General features: G+C 71.7%; 20 protein-coding genes. 11 read left to right on the top strand and 9 right to left on the bottom strand.

The window, feature by feature from the left end; all coding sequences use genetic code 11:
- Window positions 1-97: 97 nt before the first annotated feature.
- Both CU044_RS34200 and CU044_RS34205 read right to left on the bottom strand, forming a co-directional pair.
- Entirely contained in the window at window positions 98-943 is an 846-nt protein-coding gene (locus CU044_RS34200) for a siderophore-interacting protein (RefSeq protein ID WP_129772634.1), read from the bottom strand.
- 48 nt (window positions 944-991) lie between these two features.
- Window positions 992-1,897 carry a 5'-3' exonuclease gene (locus CU044_RS34205; RefSeq protein WP_129772839.1) on the bottom strand — a complete coding sequence of 302 codons (906 nt, stop codon included), beginning with the start codon at window positions 1,895-1,897 and terminating at the stop codon, window positions 992-994.
- A gap of 384 nt (window positions 1,898-2,281) precedes the next feature.
- Here CU044_RS34205 and CU044_RS34210 point away from each other — a divergent pair, with 384 nt between their 5' ends.
- The 4 genes from CU044_RS34210 to CU044_RS34225 all read left to right on the top strand — a co-directional run bounded on the left by CU044_RS34210 (window position 2,282) and on the right by CU044_RS34225 (window position 7,691).
- Window positions 2,282-3,427, top strand: coding sequence for a glycine betaine/L-proline ABC transporter ATP-binding protein (locus CU044_RS34210; RefSeq protein WP_193564139.1), 1,146 nt, complete (start codon window positions 2,282-2,284; stop codon window positions 3,425-3,427).
- Window positions 3,420-6,056 (top strand): ABC transporter permease/substrate binding protein, encoded by a 2,637-nt coding sequence (locus tag CU044_RS34215; protein ID WP_129772636.1) that lies wholly within the window; start codon window positions 3,420-3,422, stop codon window positions 6,054-6,056. The genes CU044_RS34210 and CU044_RS34215 overlap by 8 nt, the downstream gene beginning before the upstream one ends.
- Window positions 6,057-6,358: 302 nt before the next feature.
- Window positions 6,359-6,910 carry a helix-turn-helix domain-containing protein gene (locus tag CU044_RS34220; RefSeq protein ID WP_129772637.1) on the top strand — a complete coding sequence of 184 codons (552 nt, stop codon included), beginning with the start codon at window positions 6,359-6,361 and terminating at the stop codon, window positions 6,908-6,910.
- Between the two features lie 10 nt (window positions 6,911-6,920).
- A complete protein-coding gene (locus CU044_RS34225) occupies window positions 6,921-7,691 on the top strand; it encodes a helical backbone metal receptor (RefSeq protein WP_129772638.1) in 771 nt (256 codons plus the stop codon).
- On the opposite strand, the gene CU044_RS34230 is transcribed toward CU044_RS34225, so the two are convergent.
- Window positions 7,630-8,784, bottom strand: coding sequence for a TDT family transporter (locus CU044_RS34230; RefSeq protein ID WP_129772639.1), 1,155 nt, complete (start codon window positions 8,782-8,784; stop codon window positions 7,630-7,632). The two genes, CU044_RS34225 and CU044_RS34230, sit on opposite strands and share 62 nt — an antisense overlap.
- A gap of 71 nt (window positions 8,785-8,855) precedes the next feature.
- On the opposite strand from CU044_RS34230, the gene CU044_RS34235 reads away from it, so the two are divergent.
- Window positions 8,856-9,824 carry a LysR family transcriptional regulator gene (locus tag CU044_RS34235; protein WP_129772640.1) on the top strand — a complete coding sequence of 323 codons (969 nt, stop codon included), beginning with the start codon at window positions 8,856-8,858 and terminating at the stop codon, window positions 9,822-9,824.
- Between the two features lie 25 nt (window positions 9,825-9,849).
- On the opposite strand, the gene CU044_RS34240 is transcribed toward CU044_RS34235, so the two are convergent.
- The 3 genes from CU044_RS34240 to CU044_RS34250 all read right to left on the bottom strand — a co-directional run bounded on the left by CU044_RS34240 (window position 9,850) and on the right by CU044_RS34250 (window position 12,998).
- Window positions 9,850-10,554, bottom strand: a complete 705-nt coding sequence (locus tag CU044_RS34240; RefSeq protein ID WP_129772641.1) for a gamma-glutamyl-gamma-aminobutyrate hydrolase family protein — start codon at window positions 10,552-10,554, stop codon at window positions 9,850-9,852.
- Between the two features lie 77 nt (window positions 10,555-10,631).
- Window positions 10,632-12,116, bottom strand: a complete 1,485-nt coding sequence (eat, locus tag CU044_RS34245; RefSeq protein WP_129772642.1) for an ethanolamine permease — start codon at window positions 12,114-12,116, stop codon at window positions 10,632-10,634.
- Window positions 12,117-12,263: 147 nt separating this feature from the next.
- The gene (locus tag CU044_RS34250; protein ID WP_129772840.1) at window positions 12,264-12,998 is read right to left on the bottom strand and encodes an FCD domain-containing protein; all 735 of its coding nucleotides are present in this window, start codon (window positions 12,996-12,998) and stop codon (window positions 12,264-12,266) included.
- A 99-nt stretch (window positions 12,999-13,097) separates the two neighbouring features.
- Here CU044_RS34250 and CU044_RS34255 point away from each other — a divergent pair, with 99 nt between their 5' ends.
- From CU044_RS34255 to CU044_RS34265, 3 genes are read left to right on the top strand one after another with little or no spacing between them, the layout of a single operon-like run.
- Entirely contained in the window at window positions 13,098-14,462 is a 1,365-nt protein-coding gene (locus CU044_RS34255; RefSeq protein WP_129772643.1) for a glutamine synthetase family protein, read from the top strand.
- 8 nt (window positions 14,463-14,470) lie between these two features.
- Complete coding sequence (locus tag CU044_RS34260) at window positions 14,471-15,847, top strand: aldehyde dehydrogenase family protein (RefSeq protein ID WP_129772644.1); 1,377 nt, start codon at window positions 14,471-14,473, stop codon at window positions 15,845-15,847.
- Window positions 15,848-15,853: 6 nt separating this feature from the next.
- Window positions 15,854-16,645: a 3-oxoacyl-ACP reductase gene (locus tag CU044_RS34265; RefSeq protein WP_129772645.1), complete on the top strand. Its 792-nt coding sequence runs from the start codon at window positions 15,854-15,856 to the stop codon at window positions 16,643-16,645.
- Window positions 16,646-16,818: 173 nt separating this feature from the next.
- Here the strand turns inward: CU044_RS34265 and CU044_RS34275 are convergent, their stop codons facing one another.
- A complete protein-coding gene (locus tag CU044_RS34275; RefSeq protein ID WP_129772646.1) occupies window positions 16,819-18,021 on the bottom strand; it encodes an amino acid deaminase/aldolase in 1,203 nt (400 codons plus the stop codon).
- 600 nt (window positions 18,022-18,621) lie between these two features.
- Between CU044_RS34275 and CU044_RS34280 the strand changes: the two genes are divergently transcribed.
- Together CU044_RS34280 and mycP are read left to right on the top strand one after the other, a co-directional pair.
- Window positions 18,622-19,539: a hypothetical protein gene (locus CU044_RS34280; RefSeq protein WP_240046004.1), complete on the top strand. Its 918-nt coding sequence runs from the start codon at window positions 18,622-18,624 to the stop codon at window positions 19,537-19,539.
- Window positions 19,536-20,786: a type VII secretion-associated serine protease mycosin gene (gene mycP, locus CU044_RS34285; RefSeq protein ID WP_129772647.1), complete on the top strand. Its 1,251-nt coding sequence runs from the start codon at window positions 19,536-19,538 to the stop codon at window positions 20,784-20,786. The genes CU044_RS34280 and mycP overlap by 4 nt, the downstream gene beginning before the upstream one ends.
- On the opposite strand, the gene CU044_RS34290 is transcribed toward mycP, so the two are convergent.
- Entirely contained in the window at window positions 20,761-21,441 is a 681-nt protein-coding gene (locus tag CU044_RS34290; RefSeq protein WP_129772648.1) for a serine hydrolase, read from the bottom strand. The two genes, mycP and CU044_RS34290, sit on opposite strands and share 26 nt — an antisense overlap.
- A 41-nt stretch (window positions 21,442-21,482) precedes the next feature.
- Between CU044_RS34290 and CU044_RS34295 the strand changes: the two genes are divergently transcribed.
- On the top strand, window positions 21,483-22,217 hold the full coding sequence (locus tag CU044_RS34295; RefSeq protein ID WP_129772649.1) for an SseB family protein: 735 nt from the start codon (window positions 21,483-21,485) through the stop codon (window positions 22,215-22,217).
- Window positions 22,218-22,271: 54 nt separating this feature from the next.
- On the opposite strand, the gene CU044_RS34300 is transcribed toward CU044_RS34295, so the two are convergent.
- On the bottom strand, window positions 22,272-22,634 hold the full coding sequence (locus CU044_RS34300; RefSeq protein WP_129772650.1) for a DUF1844 domain-containing protein: 363 nt from the start codon (window positions 22,632-22,634) through the stop codon (window positions 22,272-22,274).
- Between the last annotated feature and the right edge of the window lie 206 nt (window positions 22,635-22,840).

The raw sequence follows: 22,840 nt of genomic DNA on the forward strand, positions 1-22,840 counted from the left end.
AGCCCGGTCCCTTGCCCTCGCTCGCACCCTTCGGCCCCTGCTCGCACGCGTGGCAGGGGCCGAAGGCGCGACAGGGGCCGAAGGGGAGGGGCCGCGCTCAGGCGGCCGGGGTCTCCTGCTCGCGCTCCACCCGCTCGTTCCACTCGCGCTTGACGGCCCGCCAGGCCTCGTCGGTCTGGCCGAGCCGCCAGTACCCCGAGATCGAGAGCCGCTCGCGCGGGACGTTCCGCTCCAGCCGCAGATGGCGGCGCAGCTCCTTCACGAAGCCCGCCTCGCCGTGTACGAACGCGTGGACGTCCCCCGCGGGGAAGTCGAGGCCGCGGACGGCGGCGACCAGCGACTCGCCCACCGGACGCTCCCCGCGGTGCAGCCAGGTGATCCCGGTCCCGTCGGGCGTCGTGACCTTCTGCTCCTCCTCGGCGCCCGAGATCTCGACGAAGGCGTGGACGAGAGCACCGGCCGGCATCCGCTCCAGCGACGCGGCGATCGCGGGCAGGGCGCTCTCGTCCCCCACCAGCAGATGCCAGTCCGCCGCCGGGTCCGGTACGTAGAGACCGCCGGGGCCGAGGAAACGCACCGTCTCGCCCGGCCGCGCACGCGCCGCCCACGGACCCGCCAGCCCCTCGTCGCCGTGCACGACGAAGTCGATGGCCAGCTCGCGCGCCGCCGGGTCCCAACCGCGCACCGTGTATGTGCGGTTGGCGGGCCACTGGTCGCGCGGGAACTCCGCGCGGATGCGCTCGATGTCGAACGGCTCGGGATAGCTCACCCCTTCGGGGGCGAACAGCACCTTGACGTAGTGATCGCTGAATTCGCCGCACTCCACCGCGGCCAGCCCTTCACCGCCCAGGACCACGCGCACCATGTGCGGGGTGATCCACTCGGTACGTACGACCTGCCCCTCATGGGCCTTCGGCGACGTGCGGGCCGGCTTTTCTGCCACGGCGGTCTCCCTGACGGTTGCGCTGCTTAGGTTTACCTAAGCTAACACTCACGGCTGGAGGGTGGCGAGCAGTCGCCGCAGGGCGCCACCCAGCCCCCACCGGGTGGCGAGCGCGTCGACCATGGCCGGATCGCGCGGCGCAGTGGGCAGCGCCGGGTCGAAGACCGGCAGCGGTACGTCACCGGCCACCCGGACCACCGTGGGCGCGACCGCCACATAGTCCCGGGCCTCGTCCAGCCGCTTGCGCTGGGACGGCGTGAGCTTCGCACGCGGATCGTCGACCGCCGCCATGATCCCGGCCAGATCGCCGAAGGCGTCGAGCAGCTTGGCCGCGGTCTTCTCGCCGATCCCCGGCACCCCGGGCAGCCCGTCGCTCGGGTCCCCGCGCAGCAGGGCCAGATCGACATAGCCGGGGCCGTCGACCCCGTACTTCTCCCGCAGCGCCGCCTCGTCCGTGAGATGCAGCGACCCCACGCCCTTGAGGGGGTAGAGCACCCGCACGCCGCGCTTGTCGTCGATCAGCTGATAGAGATCGCGGTCGCCGGTGACGATGTCGACCGGGCCCGTCGCCCGGCCGGCGAGCGTGCCGATCACATCGTCCGCCTCGTAGCCCGCGACACCCACCCTGGCGATGCCGAGCGCGTCGAGCACCGCCTCGATGATCGGGACCTGTGGCGCCAGCGTGTCCGGGGTGTCCTCCTCGTCGGGCCCCTGCTCATGCGGCTGTGCCACGCGGTGGGCCTTGTAGGAGGGGATCAGCTCCACCCGCCACGCGGGCCGCCAGTCGGCGTCCATGCAGGCCACCAGCTCATCCGGGCGGTGGTCCTGGACCAGCCGGCCGATGAAGTCCAGCAGACCGCGCACCGCGTTGACCGGGGTGCCGTCGGGGGCCCGTACGGAGTCGGGAACCCCGAAGTAGGCCCGGTAGTAGAGGGAGGCGGTGTCGAGGAGCATCAGGCGTCGCGTCACACCCCGATGATGCCCCAGGCCACTGACATCGCCCCCGTACCGCATCCCCGAGACCGCATCGGGGCGGACGGGCACGCAGGCCGCATCGGGGTGGACGGGCTCGCGGACCGCATCGGGCGGACGGGCGCGCGCGGTGACCGACGGTGATCGGTCCGTCTCGGAAAGAGCCTTTCAGGTCGAAGTGTTCCCTCAGGAGAGTGACCTGGGACACCTTTTTGTTTGGTCGGTGTAAGCGCGGGCAGGCGCGCGACTGGAGCGAACCAGGTCGCGGTGTCACCCACCGTGTCCTGTCAGCGGACAGAATCCGCCCGCTCCACGGCCCGCCCGCGGGGGTGACGGGCCGTTTTCCGTTCAACGCGTGAGGTGTATGTGTCCAGGCTGCAAGCCGAACACCTGTACAAGGTATTCGGCAGACGACCAGACGAAGCCGTGACGAAGCTCGAAAACGGTACGGACCGTGACGAGCTTCGCGCCGACGGTACGACCGCAGCGGTGATCGACGCCTCGTTCTCGGTCGAGCCCGGGCAGATATTCGTGGTGATGGGTCTCTCCGGATCCGGTAAGTCCACGCTGCTGCGCATGCTCAACGGACTGCTGGACCCCACTTCGGGACGGGTGCTCTTCGACGGCCAGGACCTGACCGCCCTGAGCCCGCAGGAGCTGCGCCGCGTCCGCTCCACCAAGATCAGCATGGTCTTCCAGCACTTCGCGCTCTTCCCGCACCGCAGCGTTCTGGAGAACGCCGGGTACGGCCTCGAAGTGCAGGGCGTGCCCCGGGCCGAGCGCGAGAAGCGCGCCGCCGAGGCGCTGGAACTCACCGGCCTGGGCGGCTGGGAGGCGTCCTGGCCCGATGAGCTCTCCGGCGGTATGCAGCAGCGCGTCGGCCTCGCCCGCGCGCTCGCCACCGACGCCGATCTGCTGCTCATGGACGAGTCCTTCAGCGCCCTCGACCCGCTGATCCGCCGCGATATGCAGGATCAGCTGCTCCAGCTCCAGAAGCGGCTCAAGAAGACCATCGTGTTCATCACCCACGACCTCAACGAGGCCATGCGCCTCGGCGACCGGATCGCGGTCATGCGCGACGGCGCGATCGTCCAGCAGGGCAGCGCCGAGGACATCCTCGTCACCCCGGCCAACGACTACGTCGCCTCCTTCACCCAGGACGTCGACCGCTCCCGGGTGCTCACCGCCGGTGCGATCATGGCCGACCCGGAGACCGCCTTCGGCGCCCGTGCGGACGGTGGCAAGGAACTGCGTACCGCGCGGGAGGTGCTCGACGCGGCGCCCGCCAGGGTGGCCGAGTCCACCCCGATCATCGAGCTGTTCACGCCCTGCTCCACCAGCGCGGTTCCCGTGGCCGTCACCGACGACACGGGCGAGCTCGTCGGAGTCGTCCCGCGCGCCAGGCTGCTGGCCGTCCTGGGCGAGCCGATGACGCCTTCGGTCCTCGTGGACGAGCCCGCCGGGACCACCGTCTCGAAGACCAGCACCGACAAGGCGGTAGCCAGTGCCTAGGCTCCCTCTCGGCGACTGGGTCGACAGCGCGGTCGACTTTCTCCAGAACCACCTTTCCTGGCTGTTCGACGCGATCGGTTCGATCGTCTCGGGCATGTACGACGGCATCAACGCGGTGCTCTCCGCCCCTGAGCCGCTGCTTCTCGCGGGCATTCTGGCCGTGCTCGCCTGGTGGCTGCGCAGCCTGTCCGCCGGTGTCCTCACCTTCGCCGGCTTCGCGCTGATCGACTCGATCGAGCTGTGGGACGAGTCGATGGAGACTCTCTCGCTGGTGCTCGTGGCGACGATCATCGTGCTGGTCATCTCGATACCACTGGGCATCTGGGCCGCGCGGTCCAAGACGGTCAGCTCCATCGTCCGGCCGGTGCTGGACCTGATGCAGACCATGCCCGCGATGGTCTATCTGATCCCGGGCGTCGTCTTCTTCGGGATCGGCGTGGTGCCCGGCATCATCGCCACGATCATCTTCGCCCTGCCGCCCGGCGTCCGGATGACCGAGCTCGGTATCCGGCAGGTCGACGGGGAACTGGTCGAGGCCGCGGAGGCGTTCGGCACCACCCCGCGCAACACTCTGCTGCGGGTCCAGCTGCCGCTGGCCCTCCAGACGATCATGGCGGGTATCAACCAGGTCATCATGCTGGGCCTGTCCATGGTGGTCATCGCCGGCATGGTCGGCGGCGGCGGCCTCGGTGGCGCCGTCTACCGCGCCCTGGGCAACATCGACATCGGTCTCGGCTTCGAGGCGGGTCTCTCCGTCGTCATCCTGGCCGTGTACCTGGACCGGATCACCGGCTCGCTCAGCCTCCAGGTCTCCCCGGTCGGCCGCCGCGCGCTGGCCAAGGCGAAGGAGCTGACCGGCGGACCGAAGATCTGGAACCACCGTCCCCAGCCCGTCGTCGCGATCGCCGGTGTGGTCGTCCTCGCGCTCGTCGCGGGCGGCATCGGCCTGTTCGGCGGCTCCTCGTCCGGTGGCACCGCCGCCGACGGGAAGAACGTCGGCCAGGGCAAGAAGATCAGCATGGGCTACATCCCCTGGGACGAGGGCATCGCGTCCACCTTCCTCTGGAAGGAGCTGCTGGAGCAGCGCGGCTACGAGGTCGACGCGCGGCAGTACGAGGCCGGCTCGCTCTACACCGGCCAGGCGGCGGGTCAGATCGACATCCAGACCGACTCCTGGCTGCCGGTCACCCACGCCACTTACTGGGCCAAGTACAAGGACAAGCTGGAGGACATGGGGGCCTGGTACGACAAGACCTCCCTGGAGATCTCCGTGCCCTCGTACGTCAAGGGCGTCAACTCCCTGGCCGACCTGAAGGGCAAGTCCTCCACCTTCAAGGGCCGGATCGTCGGCATCGAGCCCAGCGCGGGCGAGATGGGCCTGCTCAAGGACAAGGTCCTCAAGGCGTACGGCCTCGACACCGAGTACGAACTCATCGACGGCTCGACGTCCGGCATGCTCGCCGAGCTGAAGCGGGCGTACGCGAAGAAGGAGCCGATCGCGGTCGTGCTCTGGTCCCCGCACTGGGCCTACAACGACTACGACCTGACCAAGCTGGCGGACCCGAAGAAGGCCTTCGGCGCGGAGAGCGACGGCGTCCACACCCTGGCCCGCAAGGGCTTCTCGGACGACAACCCGCAGGTGGCCAAGTGGCTCAAGGACTTCTCGATGAGCGAGAAGCAGCTCACCAGCCTTGAGGCCAAGATCCAGGTAACCGGCAAGGGCAAGGAGCAGGACGCCGTCCGCGCCTGGCTCAAGGAGAACCCCGGTGTCGCCGACAAGTGGACCCCGGTAGCCCAGGCCGGGAACGCCGCCAAGGCCGCGAACGGCAAGGACGAACGCGAGCGTCCCTTGCAGGTCGCGTGGTTCCCGTGGGAGGAGGACATCGCCGCCACCTATCTGTGGAAGGCGGTCCTGGAGGAGCGCGGGTACACGATGAACCTCAAGCAGTTCGAGGTCGGTCCGATGTACGCGGCGATGTCCCGCGGCCAGATCGATGTCCAGTTCGACGGCTGGCTGCCCAACACGCAGAAGAGATACTGGGACAAGTACCACGAGAGTCTGCACAACCTCGGGTCCTGGTACGGCCCGACCTCGCTGGAGATCTCCGTCCCCTCGTATGTCAAGGGCGTCGAGTCCCTCGATGACCTCAAGGGCCGCGAGGACGAGTTCAAGGGCCGTATCGTCGGGATCGAGGCCGGCACGGAGACCATGAACATCCTCAAGGACAAGGTCCTGCCGGAGTACGGGCTCGACAAGTCCTACGAGGTCGTCGACAGCTCCACGCCCAGCATGCTCGCCGAACTGAAGCGGGCGTACGCGAAGAAGGAGCCGATCGCGGTCATGCTCTGGACCCCGCACTGGGCTTACAACGAGTACGACCTGACCAAACTGAAGGACCCGAAGAAGGCCTTCGGTGAGGGCGACCAGCTCACCACCGTCACCAACAAGGACTTCCCCGAGAACTACCCGCGGCTGACCAAGTGGTTCAAGGACTTCAAGCTGAGCGAGGAGCAGCTCGGCGGTCTGGAGAACGAGATCCAGAAGCGCGGTACGGGACATGAGGAAGAGGCGGTGAAGGCCTGGATGGCGGATAATCCTGGCATCGCGGACACCATGGCCCCGCTGTAGCGGGAGCGGTTCGCGGGAGCGCGTGCACGGAGGTGTTCCGTGGAGGCGTTCTCGCGGAGACGCGTTCGTGGAGGCACGTGCGTGGGAGGGATGGGCAGCGCCTGGTGCGAAGCCCATCCCTCCTCCACGTTCCGGTTCGGCCCGCTCGCGCGCATGATTGATCCAGGGGCAACACGTCCCTTTTCGCTCGCGTGTACGCACGGACGGCGGATTCGCCGGGTCCGGCACCGGGTGAGGCAGGACAGCTCTTGTCCGGGCGTCAACTCTGAGAGGATGACGATCCGGGCGGGAGGGAGCCAGTCATGGACGACAAGGAAGCGCTCAGGGTGGGCGCGGCCGTCCGCAGGAGGCGCAGGTCCCTGGGCCTGACGCTGGCGGCGGTCGCCGGCCGAAGCGGACTGTCCGTGCCGTTCCTCAGCCAGATCGAGAATGAGCGCGCCAGGCCGAGCATCCGCTCACTTGAGCGGGTGGCGGACGCCCTGGAGACGACCCCCGCCCAGCTGCACGCCGCCGCGGACTCGGCCCGGACCGTCGATGTCGTACGAGCCGCCCCCGCCCCTGGTCCCGGGGTCCGCCGCGTGGTGCGCGGTGGCCATCAGCTGAACGCCAAGGAATTCACCGGCGAGCAGGACACCGGACGGGAGTACCAGCACCGCAACGACGAGGTGATGTACATCGCCGACGGCGCCGCGGAGGTCGAGGCCGAGGGCAGGGCGTACCGGCTGGAACGTGGTGACACGCTGTATCTCTCCGGTGGCGTACGGCACCGCTGGCGCGCCACCGAACCCGGCACCCGCATCCTGGTCGTCGCCGTCGCCGAACACATCGACGCGACCATCGACCCGCCGCGCTGAGGGGTACGCCGTGTCCGCCGGGCGCGAGCGCGGTCCGCGCGTCGTCTCGCTCGTTCCCTCGCTCACCGAAGCGATCGCCGTCAGCGCGCCCGGACTGCTGGTGGGCGCCACCGACTGGTGCGTGCGTCCGGCCGGCCTCGACGTCGTCCGTGTCGGCGGCACGAAGAACCCCGATGTGGCGGCGATCATCGCGCTCCGGCCCGGTCTGGTCGTCGCCAACGAGGAGGAGAACCGCGCCCCGGATCTCGCCGCGCTGCGGGGCGCCGGGCTCGACGTGCTGGTCACCGAGGTCAGGACGCTGGACCAGGCCTTCACCGAGCTGGAACGGGTGCTCGTGACGGGATGCGGAGTGCGGACGCCGCGCTGGCTGGCCGACGCCAGGACCGCCTGGGAAGCGCCCCCGCCCGCGTCACACGGGCAACACGGGCAACACGGGCGGCAAGGGCAGCTTGGGCAGCGCCGGGCCGTCGTACCGGTCTGGCGTCGCCCCTGGATGGTGCTCGGACGCGACACCTTCGCCGGGGACCTGCTGGCCCGGCTGGACGTGGTCAATGTGTACGGAAGCCACCCCGAGCGCTATCCGCGCATCCCGCTCGACGAACTGCGGGCCGCCGGAGCCGACCTGGTCGTGCTGCCCGACGAGCCGTACCGCTTCACCGCCGACGACGGGCCCGAAGCCTTCCCCGGACTGCCCGCCGCGCTTGTCGACGGACGGTACCTCACCTGGTACGGACCGTCACTGGCCGAGGCGCCGGCGGCGCTGCGGGCAGCGCTCCGCTGAACACTCCGCGCAGCGTGTACCACCCGGCCGCGGACCAGGCCGCCACCAGCAGCGCGAACAGCCCGACCGCCAGCCACTCCAGGGCCGTCAGTCCGGTGTGCCGGCCCAGCCCCGCCGCGCCCGTCACACACGTACCGAGCGGGAAGGTGAACGCCCACCACGTCATCGTGAGCCGCATCCCGCGCCGTACGGCCCGTATCACCAGCGCCGCGGACAGCGCCAGCCACAGCAGGGCGAACCCCATCACCGGCACGCCGTACACCACGGCGAACGCGCCCAGCGCCCCCGCGTACGGAGCGCCGATCGCCCCGGGCGCCATATCGGCCAGCTGGCCGGCCGCGGTGGTCGACTGTCCCAGCGGGCCGAGCACCAGAAAGAGCAGCGGGGTCAGCGCGAGCGGGAGCGGGCCCCGCGCCACCAGCCGGCCGAAGACCAGCGGCAGGATCATCAGCGTCGCGAGCAGACTCATCCCGAACAGGGCGTAGCAGCCGAGCAGCAGCGCCTCGCGCCCCTGGCCCGGCGCCAGATGCGGCACCAGCAGCGGGCCGACCGCCGCCGAGACCATGGGGGGCACCACCGGCAGCAGCCAGACGGGCGATGCGTCCGCGAGCCCGACGCGGTGGCGTACGACCATCAGATACGGGATCGCCACGGCGACGACGAGACCGAGCAGCGTCCCCGCCCCGAACAGCACCGCGTCCACGGCGACCGCGGCCCGCTCGCCCAGTACATCGCGCCCCGCCAGCAACGTCGCGCCGCCGACGGCCAGCAGCGCCATGGCCGCGCAGCCGTAGAACGGCGCCACGGCGGGATCGAGCAGATCGGCGCGCGCCCGGTCACGGTGGTGCAGCCAGTGTCCGGCGCGGGCGACGAGGACGACGGCGAGCAGTACCGCCGACAGCGCCCACACCACGACACTGGCGGCCCGCAGCCCCGGTATCTCCAGCGGCAGTCCGGCACCCGCGCTCGCCACGATCGCCGTGCCCATCACCGTCGCGTACCAGTTGGGCCCGAACTGCCGGAGCGCCGGCGGCCGTACGCGCGCGGTGACGCGCGAGGCGGGGGCGGCGGCGGGGTGCGCGAGGGTGGTCATGGCTTCCAGCCTCGGGGTCGTGTACGGCCCCCACCAGCCCCGTTGTCCCTATGAGGTCATAACCTGGGTTTATGGCCGATGTACCGCTCGCCGCTCCCTCCGCCGGACCGCCCTCCGCGGTTTCGCCCGCCGTCCAGCTCGCGCGCCGGGTGCCCGACCTCGGTGCGCTGGAGCTGCTGCTCGCCGTCGCCAGGCTCGGCAGTCTGGGCCGGGCCGCCCGCGAGCTCGGGATCTCCCAGCCCGCCGCCAGCAGCCGGATCCGGGCCATGGAACGGCTGCTCGGGGTCTCGCTGGTGGACCGTTCACCGCGCGGTTCCCGGCTCACCGACGCCGGCACTCTCGTCACCGACTGGGCGAGGCGCGTGGTGGAGGCCGCCGAGGCATTCGACGCGGGAGCGCAGGCGCTGCGCGACCGCCGGGACTCACGGCTGCGTGTCGCCGCCTCCATGACGATCGCCGAGTATCTGCTGCCCGGCTGGCTGATAGCGCTCCGCCGGGCCCGGCCGGACACCGCCGTCTCGCTGCACGCGGGCAACTCCGCCGCGGTCGCCGAACGGCTGCTCAGCCACGAGGCGGACCTCGGTTTCGTCGAGGGCGTGGCCGCGCCGGAGGGGCTCGACTCCGCCGTCATCGGCCATGACCGGCTGCTGGTGGTCGCGGCCCCCGGCCATCCCTGGGCCCGCCGCCGTACCCCGCTCGACCCGGCGGAACTGGCCGCGACCCCGCTGATCCTGCGCGAACCCGGCTCGGGCACCCGTCAGGTGCTGGACGCCGGACTCAGCGCGTACGGCGGTCTCGCCGAACCACTGCTCGAACTCGCCTCCACGACCGCGCTGAAGGCCGCCGCGGTCAGCGGGGCCGGTCCCTGCGTGCTGAGCGAACTCGCGGTCGGCGAGGAACTGGCGGCCCGCCGGCTCGTCAGGGTGCCGGTCGAGGGCATCCGGCTCCGCCGCGATCTGCGCGCGGTCTGGCCGGTCGGCAACCGCCCCGCGGGCCCGGCCCGCGACCTGCTGTCCCTGACACGCGGAGCCCGGGACTGAACGGCCGGTCCTCCTCCCGCCGCCGTCAGGACCTGGAGCCCCCGTCCTGGTCACCCGCCGCTTCGACCAGGGCGGTCATGACGCGGGTGTCCTCGGCCATCTCGGGGTGCCACTGAACGCCCAGGACCCAGCGCGGTCCCGGCAGTTCGACCGCCTCGACCGTGCCGTCCGCCGCGACCGCCGAGACGGTCAGCCCCTTCCCGAGCTGGTCCACCGTCTGGTGATGGTGGGTCGGTACGGCGAACTCCTCCGGCACCAGGGCCCCGTAGCGGGTGCCCGCCACCGGCGTCACCGGATGCTCGCCGAAGGCGCCGGCCACCGGTGAGGTATGGCCGTCCACATGCTGACGGAGCGTCCCGCCGAGTGCCACATTGAGCAGCTGCATCCCCCGGCAGATGCCCAGCAGGGGAGTGCCGGAGGCCAGCGCCGCCTCGATCAGGGCCAGTTCCCAGGCGTCCCGCTCCCGGGCGGGCGGTCCGGTACGGGGATCCGGCTCGGCTCCGTACCGTACGGGCTCCACATCAGGACCGCCCGCGATCACCACCCCGTCGAGCCGCGCCACCATCCGGGCCGCGGCCGACGGGGCGTCCGGCGGCAGCATCGCGGCCAGCCCGCCCGCGCGCTGGACGAGCCGGGGATAGCCGGCCGGCAGCAGCGCGGCGGGCAGGTTCCAGACCCCCCACGCGGCGGACTCCTCCAGATAGGTGCTGACGCCGATGAGCGGCTTCATTGATCCGGCCTCCGTCGTTCGCCATTCGTCGTTCGTCGTTCATCGTTCGTGCCTTTTCGGACACGTACGCGCTCGCGTCAGTCTCGTTCGAGCTCGGCCTCGGCCGCGGCCAGCGCCGCGAACTCCTCTTCCGGGGCCGCCGCGACCAGCCGGTGCCGACTGTAGAAGGTGAAGTAGGCGAGGGCGACGACATAGACGCCCAGCGCGATGAACGCCGCGTCCTTGTCCACCAGGAATGTCGCGACCAGCGCCGACAGCGCGAGGACGAAGGCGACACCGGAGGTGAGCATGCCGCCGGGCGTGCGATACGGGCGGGGCAGCTCCGGCTCACGGCGGCGCAGCACGAGATGGGACAGCGCCATCAGCGCGTACGAGATCGTCGCGCCGAACACCGCGACATTGAGCATCCGGCCGCCGTCGCCGGTGCCCGCCGCGAGGGCGAAACCGATCGCGCCCGGGATCAGGAGACCCAGATAGGGGGCTTTGCGACCGCTCGTGAGGGACAGGAATCGGGGCAGATAACCCGCGCGGGAGAGCGCGAACAGCTGCCGCGACCCGGCGTAGATGAGGGAGAAGAAGGAGGCGACGAGACCCGCGAGACCCGCGTAGTTGACGAACCGGCTCAGCGCGGTCGGATCCCCGTCCCCCTGGAGCGCCACCACCAGCGGATTGCCCGCGTCCTGGACGGCGGCCGAACCGCGAGCACCCGTCGCCGCGAAGAAGGTGATCAGCGCGAGCAGTACGAGCACGCCCATGGCGATCGACAGCGCCTTCGGCATCGACCGGACCGGGTCCTTGGCCTCCTCTGCGGCCAGCGGCACGCCCTCCACCCCCAGGAAGAACCACATGCCGAAGGGGAAGGCCGCCCAGATGCCCAGGACTCCGTACGGCAGCCAGGAGCCGGAGCCGAACGCGTCCTGGTCGACGGGGATGTCGTTGAGGCCACTGGCGTCGAACTCGGCGAAAGCCCCGACCGCGAAGATCAGCAGCGCGGCCACCGCGATCGCCGTCACCACCAGGCTGAAGCGCAGCGCCTCGCCCACGCCCCAGAGATGGATTCCGATGAAGATCACGAAGCAGGCGAGATAGACCGGCCAGCCGGCCGTCAGGCCGAAGAGATTGAGGGACTCGACATATTCGCCGATGAAGATGGAGATGGCGGCCGGCGCGAGGATGTACTCGATGAGGATGGCCGTACCGGTCAGGAAGCCGCCCCAGGTGCCGAGCGCGCGCCGGGCGAAGCCATAACCGCCGCCCGCGGTGGGCAGGATGGCGGACAGTTCGGCGAGCGAGAAGACCAGACAGGCGTACATCACCCCCATCAGAAGCGTGGCGATCGCGAGACCGCCGAAGCCCCCCTCGGAGAGTCCGATGTTCCACCCCGAGAAGTCCCCGGAGACGACATAGGCGACCCCGAGGCCGGTGAGCAGCAGCCAGCCCGCGCTGCCCCGGCGCAGCGTGCGCCGTCGCAGATACTCGGCGTCCCCCTGGGGTGTGCCCCGCTCGGCGGCGCCGTCGGCCGCGTCGGCCGGTGGGACGCGCGAGTCCGTGCCTTCGGACATGATCCGCTCCTGCCTCGGAGTAATGGTGTGGGGCCATACCATTGCTCCACGAGCGACGCGGCGCAAGCCCCATGCGTAAAACGGCTGTTACGGATCGGGAAAGCCCCTGGCGAGCCGTTCGGCGCGCTCCGGGCTCCGGCCGCCGGTTCAGGTCAGGAAGCCGCGCAGCAGCGCCGCCGTGCCGCCGCAGTGCTCGCGCGCGATCTCGCGCGCCGCGTCCGCGTCGCCGTCGAGCACCGCCTCGACCAGTGCCGTGTGCTGCCGCTGCGAGTGCTCCAGATTCCGCACCAGCAGCGGGATGCAGTCCAGCAGATCGTTCACGGTCGCCCGCACGGCCGCGTACTGCGCGGTCAGGGTCGCGGAGCCGGACAGCTCGGCGAGCGTGAGATGCAGCATCGTGTCCAGCCTGCGGTACTCGGCCAGCGGCGCGTCCCGTGTCGCCGCCAGCGCGGAGCGCAGCCGCCGCGGCTGCTCACCGGTGAGTCCGTGCGCCGCGCACAGCCCCGCCGCGCCGGCCTCGAGGACCTCACGGAAGCGCAGTACGTCCTCGATGTCCACGCCCGACACCCGGCGCCGCAGTTCCTCCTCGACCCCGCTGACCGGTGCGTCGGGCCGCTGTCGTACGAATGTGCCGCCGTATCTGCCGCGCCGGCTCTCCAGCAGCCCCTGGTCCTGGAGGACCTTCAGAACGTCGCGCAGCGCGACCCGGCTGATCCCCAGCCGCTCCGCCAGCTCCCGCTCGGCGGGCAGCCGCTCACCGCCCGCCACCAGCCCGAGCCGTACCACCTGGAGGATCTGCTCCAGTGCCTCCTCGAAACCGTTTCCCGCCCGCACGGGCCGCAGCACCGGCGTCAGCGGGTCCGCGTCCGGCGGCGGGTCCATCGGCTCGTTCGTCTTCGCCACGTGGCCGTTTCCCCTTCCCAACCAAAGGTCTTCAGGAATACCTTATGGCTTCCGGCTGACCGAAGGAGGAGTAATCCCGTGGCAGACCGCACACCCCCGCTCCGCGCCGAGGAGCTGCGCGTCCTCGTGGAGAGCGGCGAGATCGACACGGTCGTCCTGGCCTTCCCCGATATGCAGGGCCGACTCCAGGGAAAGCGGTTCGCCGCGCAGTTCTTCCTTGACGACGTCCTGGAGCACGGTACCGAGGGCTGCAACTACCTCCTCGCCGTCGACACCGAGATGAACACCGTCGACGGATACGCGATGTCCTCCTGGGACCGCGGCTACGGCGACTTCGCGATGCGCCCCGACCTCGCCACCCTGCGCCGCGTTCCCTGGAACGAGGGCACGGCCATGGTCATCGCCGACCTCGTCTGGAACGACGGCACACCCGTCGTCGCCGCACCCCGCCAGATCCTCCGCCGCCAGCTGGAGCGCCTCGCCGGACACGGCTTCACCGCGTACGCCGGCACGGAGCTGGAGTTCATCGTCTTCAAGGACACCTACGAGCAGGCCTGGGACAGCCACTACCGCGGGCTGACTCCCGTCAACCAGTACAACGTCGACTACTCCGTCCTCGGCACCGGACGTGTCGAACCGCTGCTGCGCCGGATCCGCAAGGAGATGGCCGCGGCCGGACTGACCGTCGAGTCCGCCAAGGGCGAGTGCAACCCCGGCCAGCACGAGATCACCTTCAAGTACGACGAAGCCCTCGTCACCTGCGACCAGCACGCCATCTACAAGAACGGCGCCAAGGAGATCGCCTCCCAGGAGGGTGTCTCGCTCACCTTCATGGCCAAGTACAACGAGCGCGAGGGCAACTCCTGCCATATCCATCTCTCGCTCCAGGACGAGCACGGCACCAATGTCATGGCCGGGGACGGACCCGGCGGGATGTCGCCCGTGATGCGCCACTTCCTGGCGGGCCAGCTCGCCGCGCTCCGGGACTTCTCCCTGCTGTACGCGCCCACGATCAACGCGTACAAGCGCTTCCAGCCGGGATCCTTCGCCCCCACCGCCGTCGCCTGGGGCTATGACAACCGCACCTGTTCGCTGCGGGTGGTCGGCCACGGCCGGTCCCTGCGCTTCGAGAACCGACTCCCCGGCGGCGACGTCAATCCGCATCTCGCCGTCGCGGGCCTGGTCGCCGCCGGTCTGTACGGCATCGAGAACGAGCTGGAGCTCCCCGAACCCTGCGCGGGGAACGCCTACGCGTCCGCCTACGAACAGGTCCCGACCACCCTGCGCGAAGCCGCCGAGCTCTGGGAGAACAGCCCCATCGCGCGCGCCGCCTTCGGCGACGAGGTCGTGGCGCACTACCGCAATATGGCGCGCGTCGAGGTCGAGGCCTTCGACGCCGCGGTGACCGACTGGGAGCTTCGCCGCTCCTTCGAACGCCTGTGAGGAACGACGTGCACGAACACCACGCCGCCGGACATCAGATCCTCAACCCCGCCACCGGCGAGACCATCGCCACGGTCGCCGCGACGACCGCCGCGGAGGTCGACACGGCGGTACGCCGGGCCGCGGCGGCCCAACGCGGCTGGGCGGCGACCGCCCCCGCCGACCGAGCGCGGCTGCTGCGCCGCTTCGCCGTCGTCGTCGACGAACACAACGAGGAACTGGCCCGGCTGGAGGTCCGCGAGGCGGGCCACACCCTCGGCAACGCCCGCTGGGAGGCCGGGAACGTCCGCGATCTCCTGGACTACAGCGCCGGGGGAGTGGAGCGGCTGACCGGCCGGCAGATCCCGGTCGCCGGCGGACTCGACGTCACCCTCCTGGAACCGCTCGGCGTCGTCGGCGTGATCGCCCCGTGGAACTTCCCCATGCCGATCGCCGCCTGGGGCACCGCCCCCGCGCTCGCGGCGGGCAACGCGGTGCTGCTCAAGCCCGCCGAGACCACCCCGCTCACCGCGCTCCGGCTGGCCGAACTCGCCCTGGAAGCAGGCCTTCCCGAGCATCTCTTCCAGGTCCTGCCCGGTGCGGGCGATATCGCGGGCAACGCGCTGGTCGAACATCCGGGCGTCGCCAAGATCGTCTTCACCGGATCCACCCGCGTCGGCAAGCAGATCATGGCGAAGGGCAGCACGCTGCTGAAGCGTGTGACCCTCGAACTCGGCGGCAAGAGCCCCAACATCGTCTTCGCCGACTCCGATCTGGACCTGGCCGCCGCGACCGCCCCGATGGCCTTCCTGGACAACTCCGGGCAGGACTGCTGCGCCCGTACCCGCATCCTCGTCCAGCGCGAGGTCCACGACCGGTTCCTGGAACTGCTCGCCCCGGCCATCGAGTCGGTCGTCGTCGGCGACCCGTCCGACGAGAAGACCCAGATGGGCCCGCTGATCTCGGCGGTCCAGCTGGAGCGCGTACGGTCGTACGTCCCCGACGGCGCGAAGGGCATCCGCGGCACCGCGCCCGAAGGGCCCGGGTTCTGGTTCCCGCCGACCGTCCTCACCGATTCCGACGCCGACTCCCCGGTCGCCACGGAGGAGGTCTTCGGCCCGGTCGCGGTCGTCCTGCCCTTCGAGGACGAGGAGGACGCCATCCGGCTCGCCAACGACACCGACTACGGGCTCGCGGGGTCGATCTGGACCCGCGACGTGGGCCGCGCCCTGCGGGTCTCGCGCGCCGTCGCCGCCGGCAACCTCTCCGTCAATTCGCACAGCGCCGTCCGGTACGGGACACCGTTCGGCGGTTACAAACAGTCCGGACTCGGCCGCGAACTGGGCCCCGACGCCCTGGCCGCCTTCACCGAAACCAAGAACGTCTTCATCAGCACGGAGGCCTGAGCCATCATGACCGCCCCTACCAACGACGTCATCTGCCGCCGGCTTGTCGGCCGCACCGCCGTGATCACCGGTGCCGGCAGCGGCATCGGCCTGGCCACCGCCCGCCGGCTCGCCGCCGAGGGCGCGTACATCGTCTGCGGCGACATCGACGAGACCGCGGGCAAGGCCGCGGCCGAACAGGTCGACGGCACCTTCGTACGCGTCGACGTGACCGACGCCGACGAGGTCGACGCCCTGTTCAGGATCGCCCACGAGACCTACGGCAGCGTCGACATCGCCTTCAACAACGCGGGCATCTCGCCCCCCGAGGACGACTCGATCCTCACCACCGGCCTGGACGCCTGGCGGAAGGTCCAGGAGGTCAACCTCACCTCCGTATATCTGTGCTGCAAGGCGGCCATCCCCTATATGCGGCGGCAGGGCCGGGGCTCGATCATCAACACCGCCTCGTTCGTGGCGCGCATGGGCGCGGCGACCTCCCAGATCTCGTACACCGCGTCCAAGGGCGGGGTGCTCGCGATGTCCCGTGAGCTGGGCGTGCAGTTCGCCCGCGAGGGGATCCGGGTGAACGCCCTGTGCCCGGGGCCCGTCAACACCCCGCTGCTACAGGAACTGTTTGCCAAGGACCCGGAGCGCGCCGCACGCCGGCTCGTGCACATTCCGGTAGGCCGGTTCGCCGAGGCCGACGAGATCGCTGCGGCGGTCGCCTTCCTCGCCAGTGACGACTCCTCGTTCGTGAACGCCACGGACTTCCTCGTCGACGGAGGCATCTCGGGGGCGTACGTCACGCCCGTCTAGACCCGGTCCGGCCATGCGGCCACCTCGGGCTGGTATCCCGGTCCGGGTGTCCCCACCATCGAACGCCGGTGGGAGGGGACTTCCTGGACCGGGTACCCCCGACCGCTCGACGCGGGGACCGTCCTCGTGGTGGGGAGAGCGGGCACCGGGGGCACGTTCATGAGGAGCGAGCCTCAGAGGAACGTGCGGCCCTCACCCCGGTAGGTCGGCACGGCCGCCATCACCCGGTCGCCCTCCACCAGCTGCAACGTGTCGAAGCGCTCGCACATTTCACCCGCCTTGGCATGCCGGAACCACACCTTGTCGCCGAGCAGCAGGTCGTCGGCGGCCGGCCCCAGCAGCGGGGTCTGCACCTCGCCGGCCCCCTCCTGCCCGTCGTAGCGCAGCCCTTCGGGCAGATACGGCACGGGCAGCCGGTCGGCGCCCGGCGCCCCCGACGCCGGATAGCCGCCGCCGAGCACGGTCACCACTCCGACCCCCGGCCTGCGCACCACGGGCTGGGCGAAGAGCGCCGCCGGACGGCCCGTGAACGATGTGTAGTTGTCAAAGAGCCGTGGTACGTAGAGCCCCGAGCCCGCGGCGATCTCCGTCACCGCCTCCTCGGCCGCCGTGTGCTGGACGCTGCCCGTGCCGCCGCCGTTGACGAACTCCAGCTCCGGCGCGACGGCCCGCACCGCGCGCACCACCGCCGCGCGTCGCTCCGCCAGCTCTCTGCGGGCCGCGGACTGCATCAGCCGGATCGCGCGCGACCGCAGCGGCCGTCCTGCCAGGGCGTCCCCTACCCCGGCCACATGCCCTTCGTATGCCATGAGCCCGACCAGCCGGAATCCGGGGCGTCGGGCTATCGATCTGGCGAGCTCGGCCAGCTGGGCCGGCTCGCGCAGCGGGGAGCGCAGTGCACCAATCCTGACCCGCCCGCCGAACAGCCGCAAGGCCGTGTCCAGTTCAAGACAGATCCGGAATTCCTCACGTCCGCCGTCCCGCGCCGCGTCGATGAGGTCCAGCTGCGCCGGGTCGTCGATCATCACGGTGACGGCGGCGGCGAGCTTGGGATCGGCGGCCAGCTCCGCGTAGGCGGCGCGGTCCGCCGACGGATAGGCGAGGAGTACGTCCTCGAACCCGGCCCGCGCCAGCCACAGCGACTCGGCCAGCGTGAACGACATGATCCCCGCGAAGCCGTCGCGCCCCAGCACACGTTCCAGCAGCGCCCTGCAGCGCACCGACTTGCTCGCCACCCGGATCGGCTTGCCCGCCGCCCGCCGGACGAGGTCGTCCGCGTTGGCGTCGAACGCTTCGAGATCGACGAGGGCGAGCGGGGCGTCGAGGTGAGCGGTGGCGCGGTCGTACCGTGCCCGGTCAGTGGCGCGCGGAGTCATGCACCGAGCTTGCCAGACGGGATTACCGCACGGTAGGGGGATGATCTGGGCAGATCACCACGGGCCTTCGCGGTCGTTCCCGCCGGGCCCGCTCCACCCCGTAGAGTGACGCACACGCCGCGTCGAACGGGCCTGTCCCGTACGGCGATCGACGCGGTGGGACCGGTCTGCACAGGTGGCACAGGGGGACGGATGAGTACCGAAGCGCGACGCGCTCCCGTACCACCCCGCCCGGCGACACCACCGACCGCGCCGGAGTCCGGGACGGCCGGGACCGGGGAGGACGCGTCGGCCGACGCCCCGCGTCCGCCGAGATCACGGATCTCCGACGCGCTGCTGCCCCCGCCCGAGCCGGTACGGATACCACCACCGCCGTCCGGACCTCCCGCTCCGCCCGCGGCCAAGTCCCCGGCCGCGGTTGCCGGTCCGGCCCCGGGCGTGGTGCCGGCCCGCCCCCCGGCGCCGCCCCCGCCAACAGCCCCGGCTCCGGCCCCGCCCGCCGCCGCACCCCCCACGCCCGTGGAGACCACCACCCGCCTCCGGCCGGTGCCCCCGGCCCCCGCCGGAGCGATGCCGCGCGTACCGCCGGCGGTGCCGCGCATGCCGCCCCCGCCTTCCGCGCCGCCGCCGACGCCGCCCGTATCCGCCGGGCCGCCGCTGCGCCCGCCCGGTTTCCCGGCCCCGCCGCCGTACCCCTGGGGCGGGCAGCGTCCCGAGACGCCGCACGAGACCACCACCAGGCTGCGCCCCGTTCCCTCCCGGCAGCACCCCTTCAGGGTCGCCGCCGCCCTGGCCTGCGTCGTGCTCGGGCTCGGACTGATCGGCGGCGCCGCCACCGGGAGCTGGCTGACCGGGGACTCGGCCGCCGAGCCCGCCGCCCGGGACACCTTCGCCACCGCGCGCGGCCTCTGGCACAACGTGCCCGTCGACACCCTCTTCCCCCGCACCCTCGTGGGGGACGGCGCGGGACCCGGCGGCGCGGACCGTGAGTGGACCAGGATCGGCGTCGCACCCGACAGCGGCTGTACCGGCACCCTCGACCCGCTGCTGCTCGGCACGCTGCGCCCGGTCGGCTGCGCGCGCGTGCTGCGCGCCACCTACGCCGACGCCACGTCGAGCAACGTCACCACCGTCGGTCTGGTCTTCACCCAGGCCGACGCCCTCGCGATGGACACCCTGCGCATCCGGTTCCGTGACGAGCGCCTCGCCGAACGCACCGATCTGATGCCCCGTACGTTCCCCGTCAAGGGCACCGTCGCGGGCGGCTTCGGTGACGCTCAGCGCGCGAGCTGGACGGTGAATGTGCTCACCGACGCGCCTGTCGTCGTGTTCGCCGTCTCCGGCTTCGCCGACGGACGGCCGGTCCCCACTCCCCAGCCCGTCGGCAAGGCCATGGCCAAGGGCGCCACGACCGCGCCCGCGCAGTCCGGTCTCGGTCACGAGGCCAAGGGCATCGCGGACCGGATAGAACGAGGGCTGCGCAAGACCGTGGGCGCCCGAACGGCGGCTCCTCAATGACCGCGACCGACTCCTCGACGACCTCGCGACCTTCCGGCCGTCCGGCGCCTTCCGGCCGTCCGTCTCGCCGCCACCGTCTCGCCGCCATCTTCGCCGCCGCGTCCGTCCTGCTGCTCGTCCCCGCCTCTCCGGCGCACGCCGACGCGATCCGGGCGCAGCAGTGGGCCCTCGACGCCATGCACACCGAGGAGGCGTGGCGCACCGCGCAGGGCCGGGGCATCACCGTCGCCGTCCTGGACACCGGCGTCGACGCCACCCATCCCGACCTGGAGGGCCAGGTGCTCCCCGGCCGGGACCTGATCGGTTTCGGGGCTCGCAGCGGTGACCGTGCCTGGGCCCGTCACGGCACCGCCATGGCCGGCATCATCGCCGGACACGGCCATGGCGCCAATCGCGCGGACGGAGTCCTGGGGATCGCGCCCGAGGCGAAGATCCTCCCGGTCCGCGTCATCCTCGAAGGCACCGACCCCGCCCGCTCCAAGGCCCGTTCCTCCAAGGGCGGCGCCCTCGCCGAGGGCATCCGCTGGGCCGCCGACCAGGGCGCCGACGTCATCAACCTCTCCCTCGGCGACGACAGCGAGTCCGCCCATCCGGAACCCGGGGAGGACGCGGCCGTCCAGTACGCGCTGGCCAAGGGCGCCGTCGTGGTCGCCTCGGCGGGCAACGGCGGCGAGAAGGGCGACCATGTCTCGTACCCCGCGGCCTATCCCGGGGTGATCGCGGTGACGGCCGTGGACGAGTACGGGACGCGCGCCGCGTTCTCCACCCGCCGCTGGTACGCCACCGTCAGCGCGCCGGGCGTCAATGTGGTCATCGCCGATCCCGACCGGCGCTACTACGAGGGGTGGGGCACCAGCGCCGCCGCCGCGTTCGTCTCCGGCGCCGTCGCGCTCGTACGCTCCGCCCACCCCGATCTCACCCCGGCGCAGATCAAGAAGCTCCTCGCGGACACCGCCCGCGACGCGCCGAAGGACGGCCATGACGACGCCCGTGGGCACGGGCTCGTCGATCCTGCCGCCGCGATCAAGGCCGGGGCGAAACTGTCCCGTACGGATCTGAAGAGCGAGGCCGCGGGCGCCGACGGGTACGACAAGCGGTACTTCGGCAGCGGCCCCGACGCCCCGCGCGCGGACTCGGAACCCGCCGCCTGGCTCGCGCCCGCGGTGGGCGGGGCCGGGGCCCTGCTGCTGGCCTGCGCGGTGCTGCTGTGGCGCGGCGGCCTCAGGCGAACCGGCGTACGGCGCTGACGGCCGCCTCCTCGACCCGCGCGATCCCCGTGTCCTTCGCCGTGTGCCCGTCGGACAGGACGGCGACCAGACAGTTCCGTACCCGCCCGACCGAGTGGACGACCCACAGACCGCTGTCGCTTCGCGGCAGCCAGCCGTTCTTCAGCGCCCAGTCGCCGTCCGCCGTCGCCGCGGAGACGCCCCAGTCCTGTCCGGGCACCACTCGCCCCATCAGCCCCGCCAGATAGCGACGCGACCTCTCGTCGAGAACGGCGGGCGCCGCTGACCCGGTAACGAGGGGCGTTGCCGGATCCGCGCCGGCGAACACCGCCCTCAGCAGCGTCAGCTGGTCGCGCGCGGTGGTGCGGGTGAGCCCCCAGGCGGGCGCCGCCGACGTCCGGGTCATCCCGAGCCGGGCATGCGCCGCGTCCAGTCCCGCCACGCCCCCGGCCGCCGCCCGCAGCGCCGTCGCCGCCTCGTTGTCGCTGCGCTCGATCATGGCCCCCGCGAGGCGCTCCTCACCGGCCGTCAGCCACCGCCCCGAGTCCCGCGCCCGCAGCAGCAGCGCCGCCAGGACCGCGACCTTGACGATGCTCGCGGTGACATACGTCCGGTCCTCGCCGGACGCCCACTCGCCCCCGCCTGCGAGGTCGTACACCGCGACCGAGAGATCCACCCGACGACCGTACGTCCCACCGGGCCCCTTAGGCTCGTCCCGTGGCCCTCAAGAATATCCCCGACTCCGGATTCTCCGACGACGACGGCACCGCCGCGCCCGAGCTGACGGCCGCGCTCGCGGCCTGGGCCGGAGACCGGTCGGCCGAACCGCGCGTCCTGGCGGCGCTCAAGGACGCCCGGCTGCTGGTCCCCGTGGTCGCGGTGCTCGGAGAGACGGAGGAGGACGAGGAGAGCGGCCTGCGCCGCGAGAAGACCAGTGACATGGCCGTCCCGACGCTCCGGGCGGGCGACCGCCGCGCGCTGCCCGCCTTCACCTCCGTCGCGGCGCTGGCCCGCTGGGACCCGGAGGCCCGGCCCGTCGCCGTACCGCTGCACCAGGCGCTCCGGGCCGCCGCGCACGAGCGGGCGGACACGGTCGTGATCGACCTCGCGGGCCCCGTCACGTACCAGCTCACCGGACCCGCGCTGCTGGCCCTCGCCGAGGGCCGTACCAGCACCGATCCGCTCGCGGACCCCGCCGTCGGCGCGGCGGTGCGGTCCGCCGTCGCCGCCGAGCCCGCCGTGCTCCGTGCGCATCTCGGCCCCGGCAGCGCGGACGGGACGCTCGCGCTCGTGCTGGATCCGGCCGCGCGTCCCGCCGAGACGGCCCGCAGGATCGCCGAGGCCCTCGCGGCCGATGACGTACTGAGGGCCCGCCTGGTACGCGGACTCGACCTGGCCCTGCTGCCGGCCGAGGCCACACCACCCGGCGAGCCCCTTTTCGTCCGCGTGTGACGTCCGCACTCAAACGGGCGCGCTCAAAAGCGCGCGGGACGTGACGGAGACGGATCAGCCGTAGACCGGCCCCGTGTACTTCTCGCCGGGACCCTGCCCCGGCTCGTCCGGCACGAGCGACGCCTCGCGGAACGCCAGCTGGAGCGACTTCAGCCCGTCACGCAGCGGAGCCGCGTGGAAGGAGCTGATCTCCGTCGCGCTCGCGTCCATCAGCCCGGCCAGCGCGTGGACCAGCTTGCGCGCCTCGTCCAGGTCCTTGTGCTCGTCGCCCTCCTCGGTCAGCCCGAGCTTGACGGCGGCCGCGCTCATCAGATTCACGGCGACCGTGACGATCACCTCGACGGCGGGGACTTCCGCGATGTCGCGGGCCATGGCGTCATAGCCGGGGGTTTCCTGGGGAGAGGTCGCGTCGCTCATGCCCACACGATAGGCGTACGCCCGAGTGGCCCCGGCCGCGGGAGCGGACTGGTACGCGGGGTTCGCACCACCCCCGAGGAGCTGCTAACCTTGTGTAACGACCGGTCGGACACGTGTGTGCCCGGCCCACAAGTGGAGGCTCCGATCTCCCACCTGGCTGCTCCTCAGGGGCGGCGGGTCACCGGTCAGGTGGTGCCCATCGTTCC

This window comes from Streptomyces sp. L-9-10 (genome assembly GCF_004151105.1).
Classification (GTDB): Bacteria; Actinomycetota; Actinomycetes; order Streptomycetales; family Streptomycetaceae; genus Streptomyces.

Bases quoted from the DNA above. Each gene is read 5' to 3' on its own strand.
- CU044_RS34205 (WP_129772839.1), bottom strand. From the start codon at position 1,897: ATGCTCCTCGACACCGCCTCCCTCTACTACCGGGCCTACTTCGGGGTT.
- CU044_RS34220 (WP_129772637.1), top strand. From the start codon at position 6,359: ATGGACGACAAGGAAGCGCTCAGGGTGGGCGCGGCCGTCCGCAGGAGG.
- CU044_RS34230 (WP_129772639.1), bottom strand. From the start codon at position 8,784: ATGACCACCCTCGCGCACCCCGCCGCCGCCCCCGCCTCGCGCGTCACC.
- CU044_RS34235 (WP_129772640.1), top strand. From the start codon at position 8,856: ATGGCCGATGTACCGCTCGCCGCTCCCTCCGCCGGACCGCCCTCCGCG.
- CU044_RS34240 (WP_129772641.1), bottom strand. From the start codon at position 10,554: ATGAAGCCGCTCATCGGCGTCAGCACCTATCTGGAGGAGTCCGCCGCG.
- eat (WP_129772642.1), bottom strand. From the start codon at position 12,116: ATGTCCGAAGGCACGGACTCGCGCGTCCCACCGGCCGACGCGGCCGAC.
- CU044_RS34250 (WP_129772840.1), bottom strand. From the start codon at position 12,998: ATGGACCCGCCGCCGGACGCGGACCCGCTGACGCCGGTGCTGCGGCCC.
- CU044_RS34265 (WP_129772645.1), top strand. From the start codon at position 15,854: ATGACCGCCCCTACCAACGACGTCATCTGCCGCCGGCTTGTCGGCCGC.
- CU044_RS34275 (WP_129772646.1), bottom strand. From the start codon at position 18,021: ATGACTCCGCGCGCCACTGACCGGGCACGGTACGACCGCGCCACCGCT.
- CU044_RS34280 (WP_240046004.1), top strand. From the start codon at position 18,622: ATGCCGCCCCCGCCTTCCGCGCCGCCGCCGACGCCGCCCGTATCCGCC.
- mycP (WP_129772647.1), top strand. From the start codon at position 19,536: ATGACCGCGACCGACTCCTCGACGACCTCGCGACCTTCCGGCCGTCCG.
- CU044_RS34300 (WP_129772650.1), bottom strand. From the start codon at position 22,634: ATGAGCGACGCGACCTCTCCCCAGGAAACCCCCGGCTATGACGCCATG.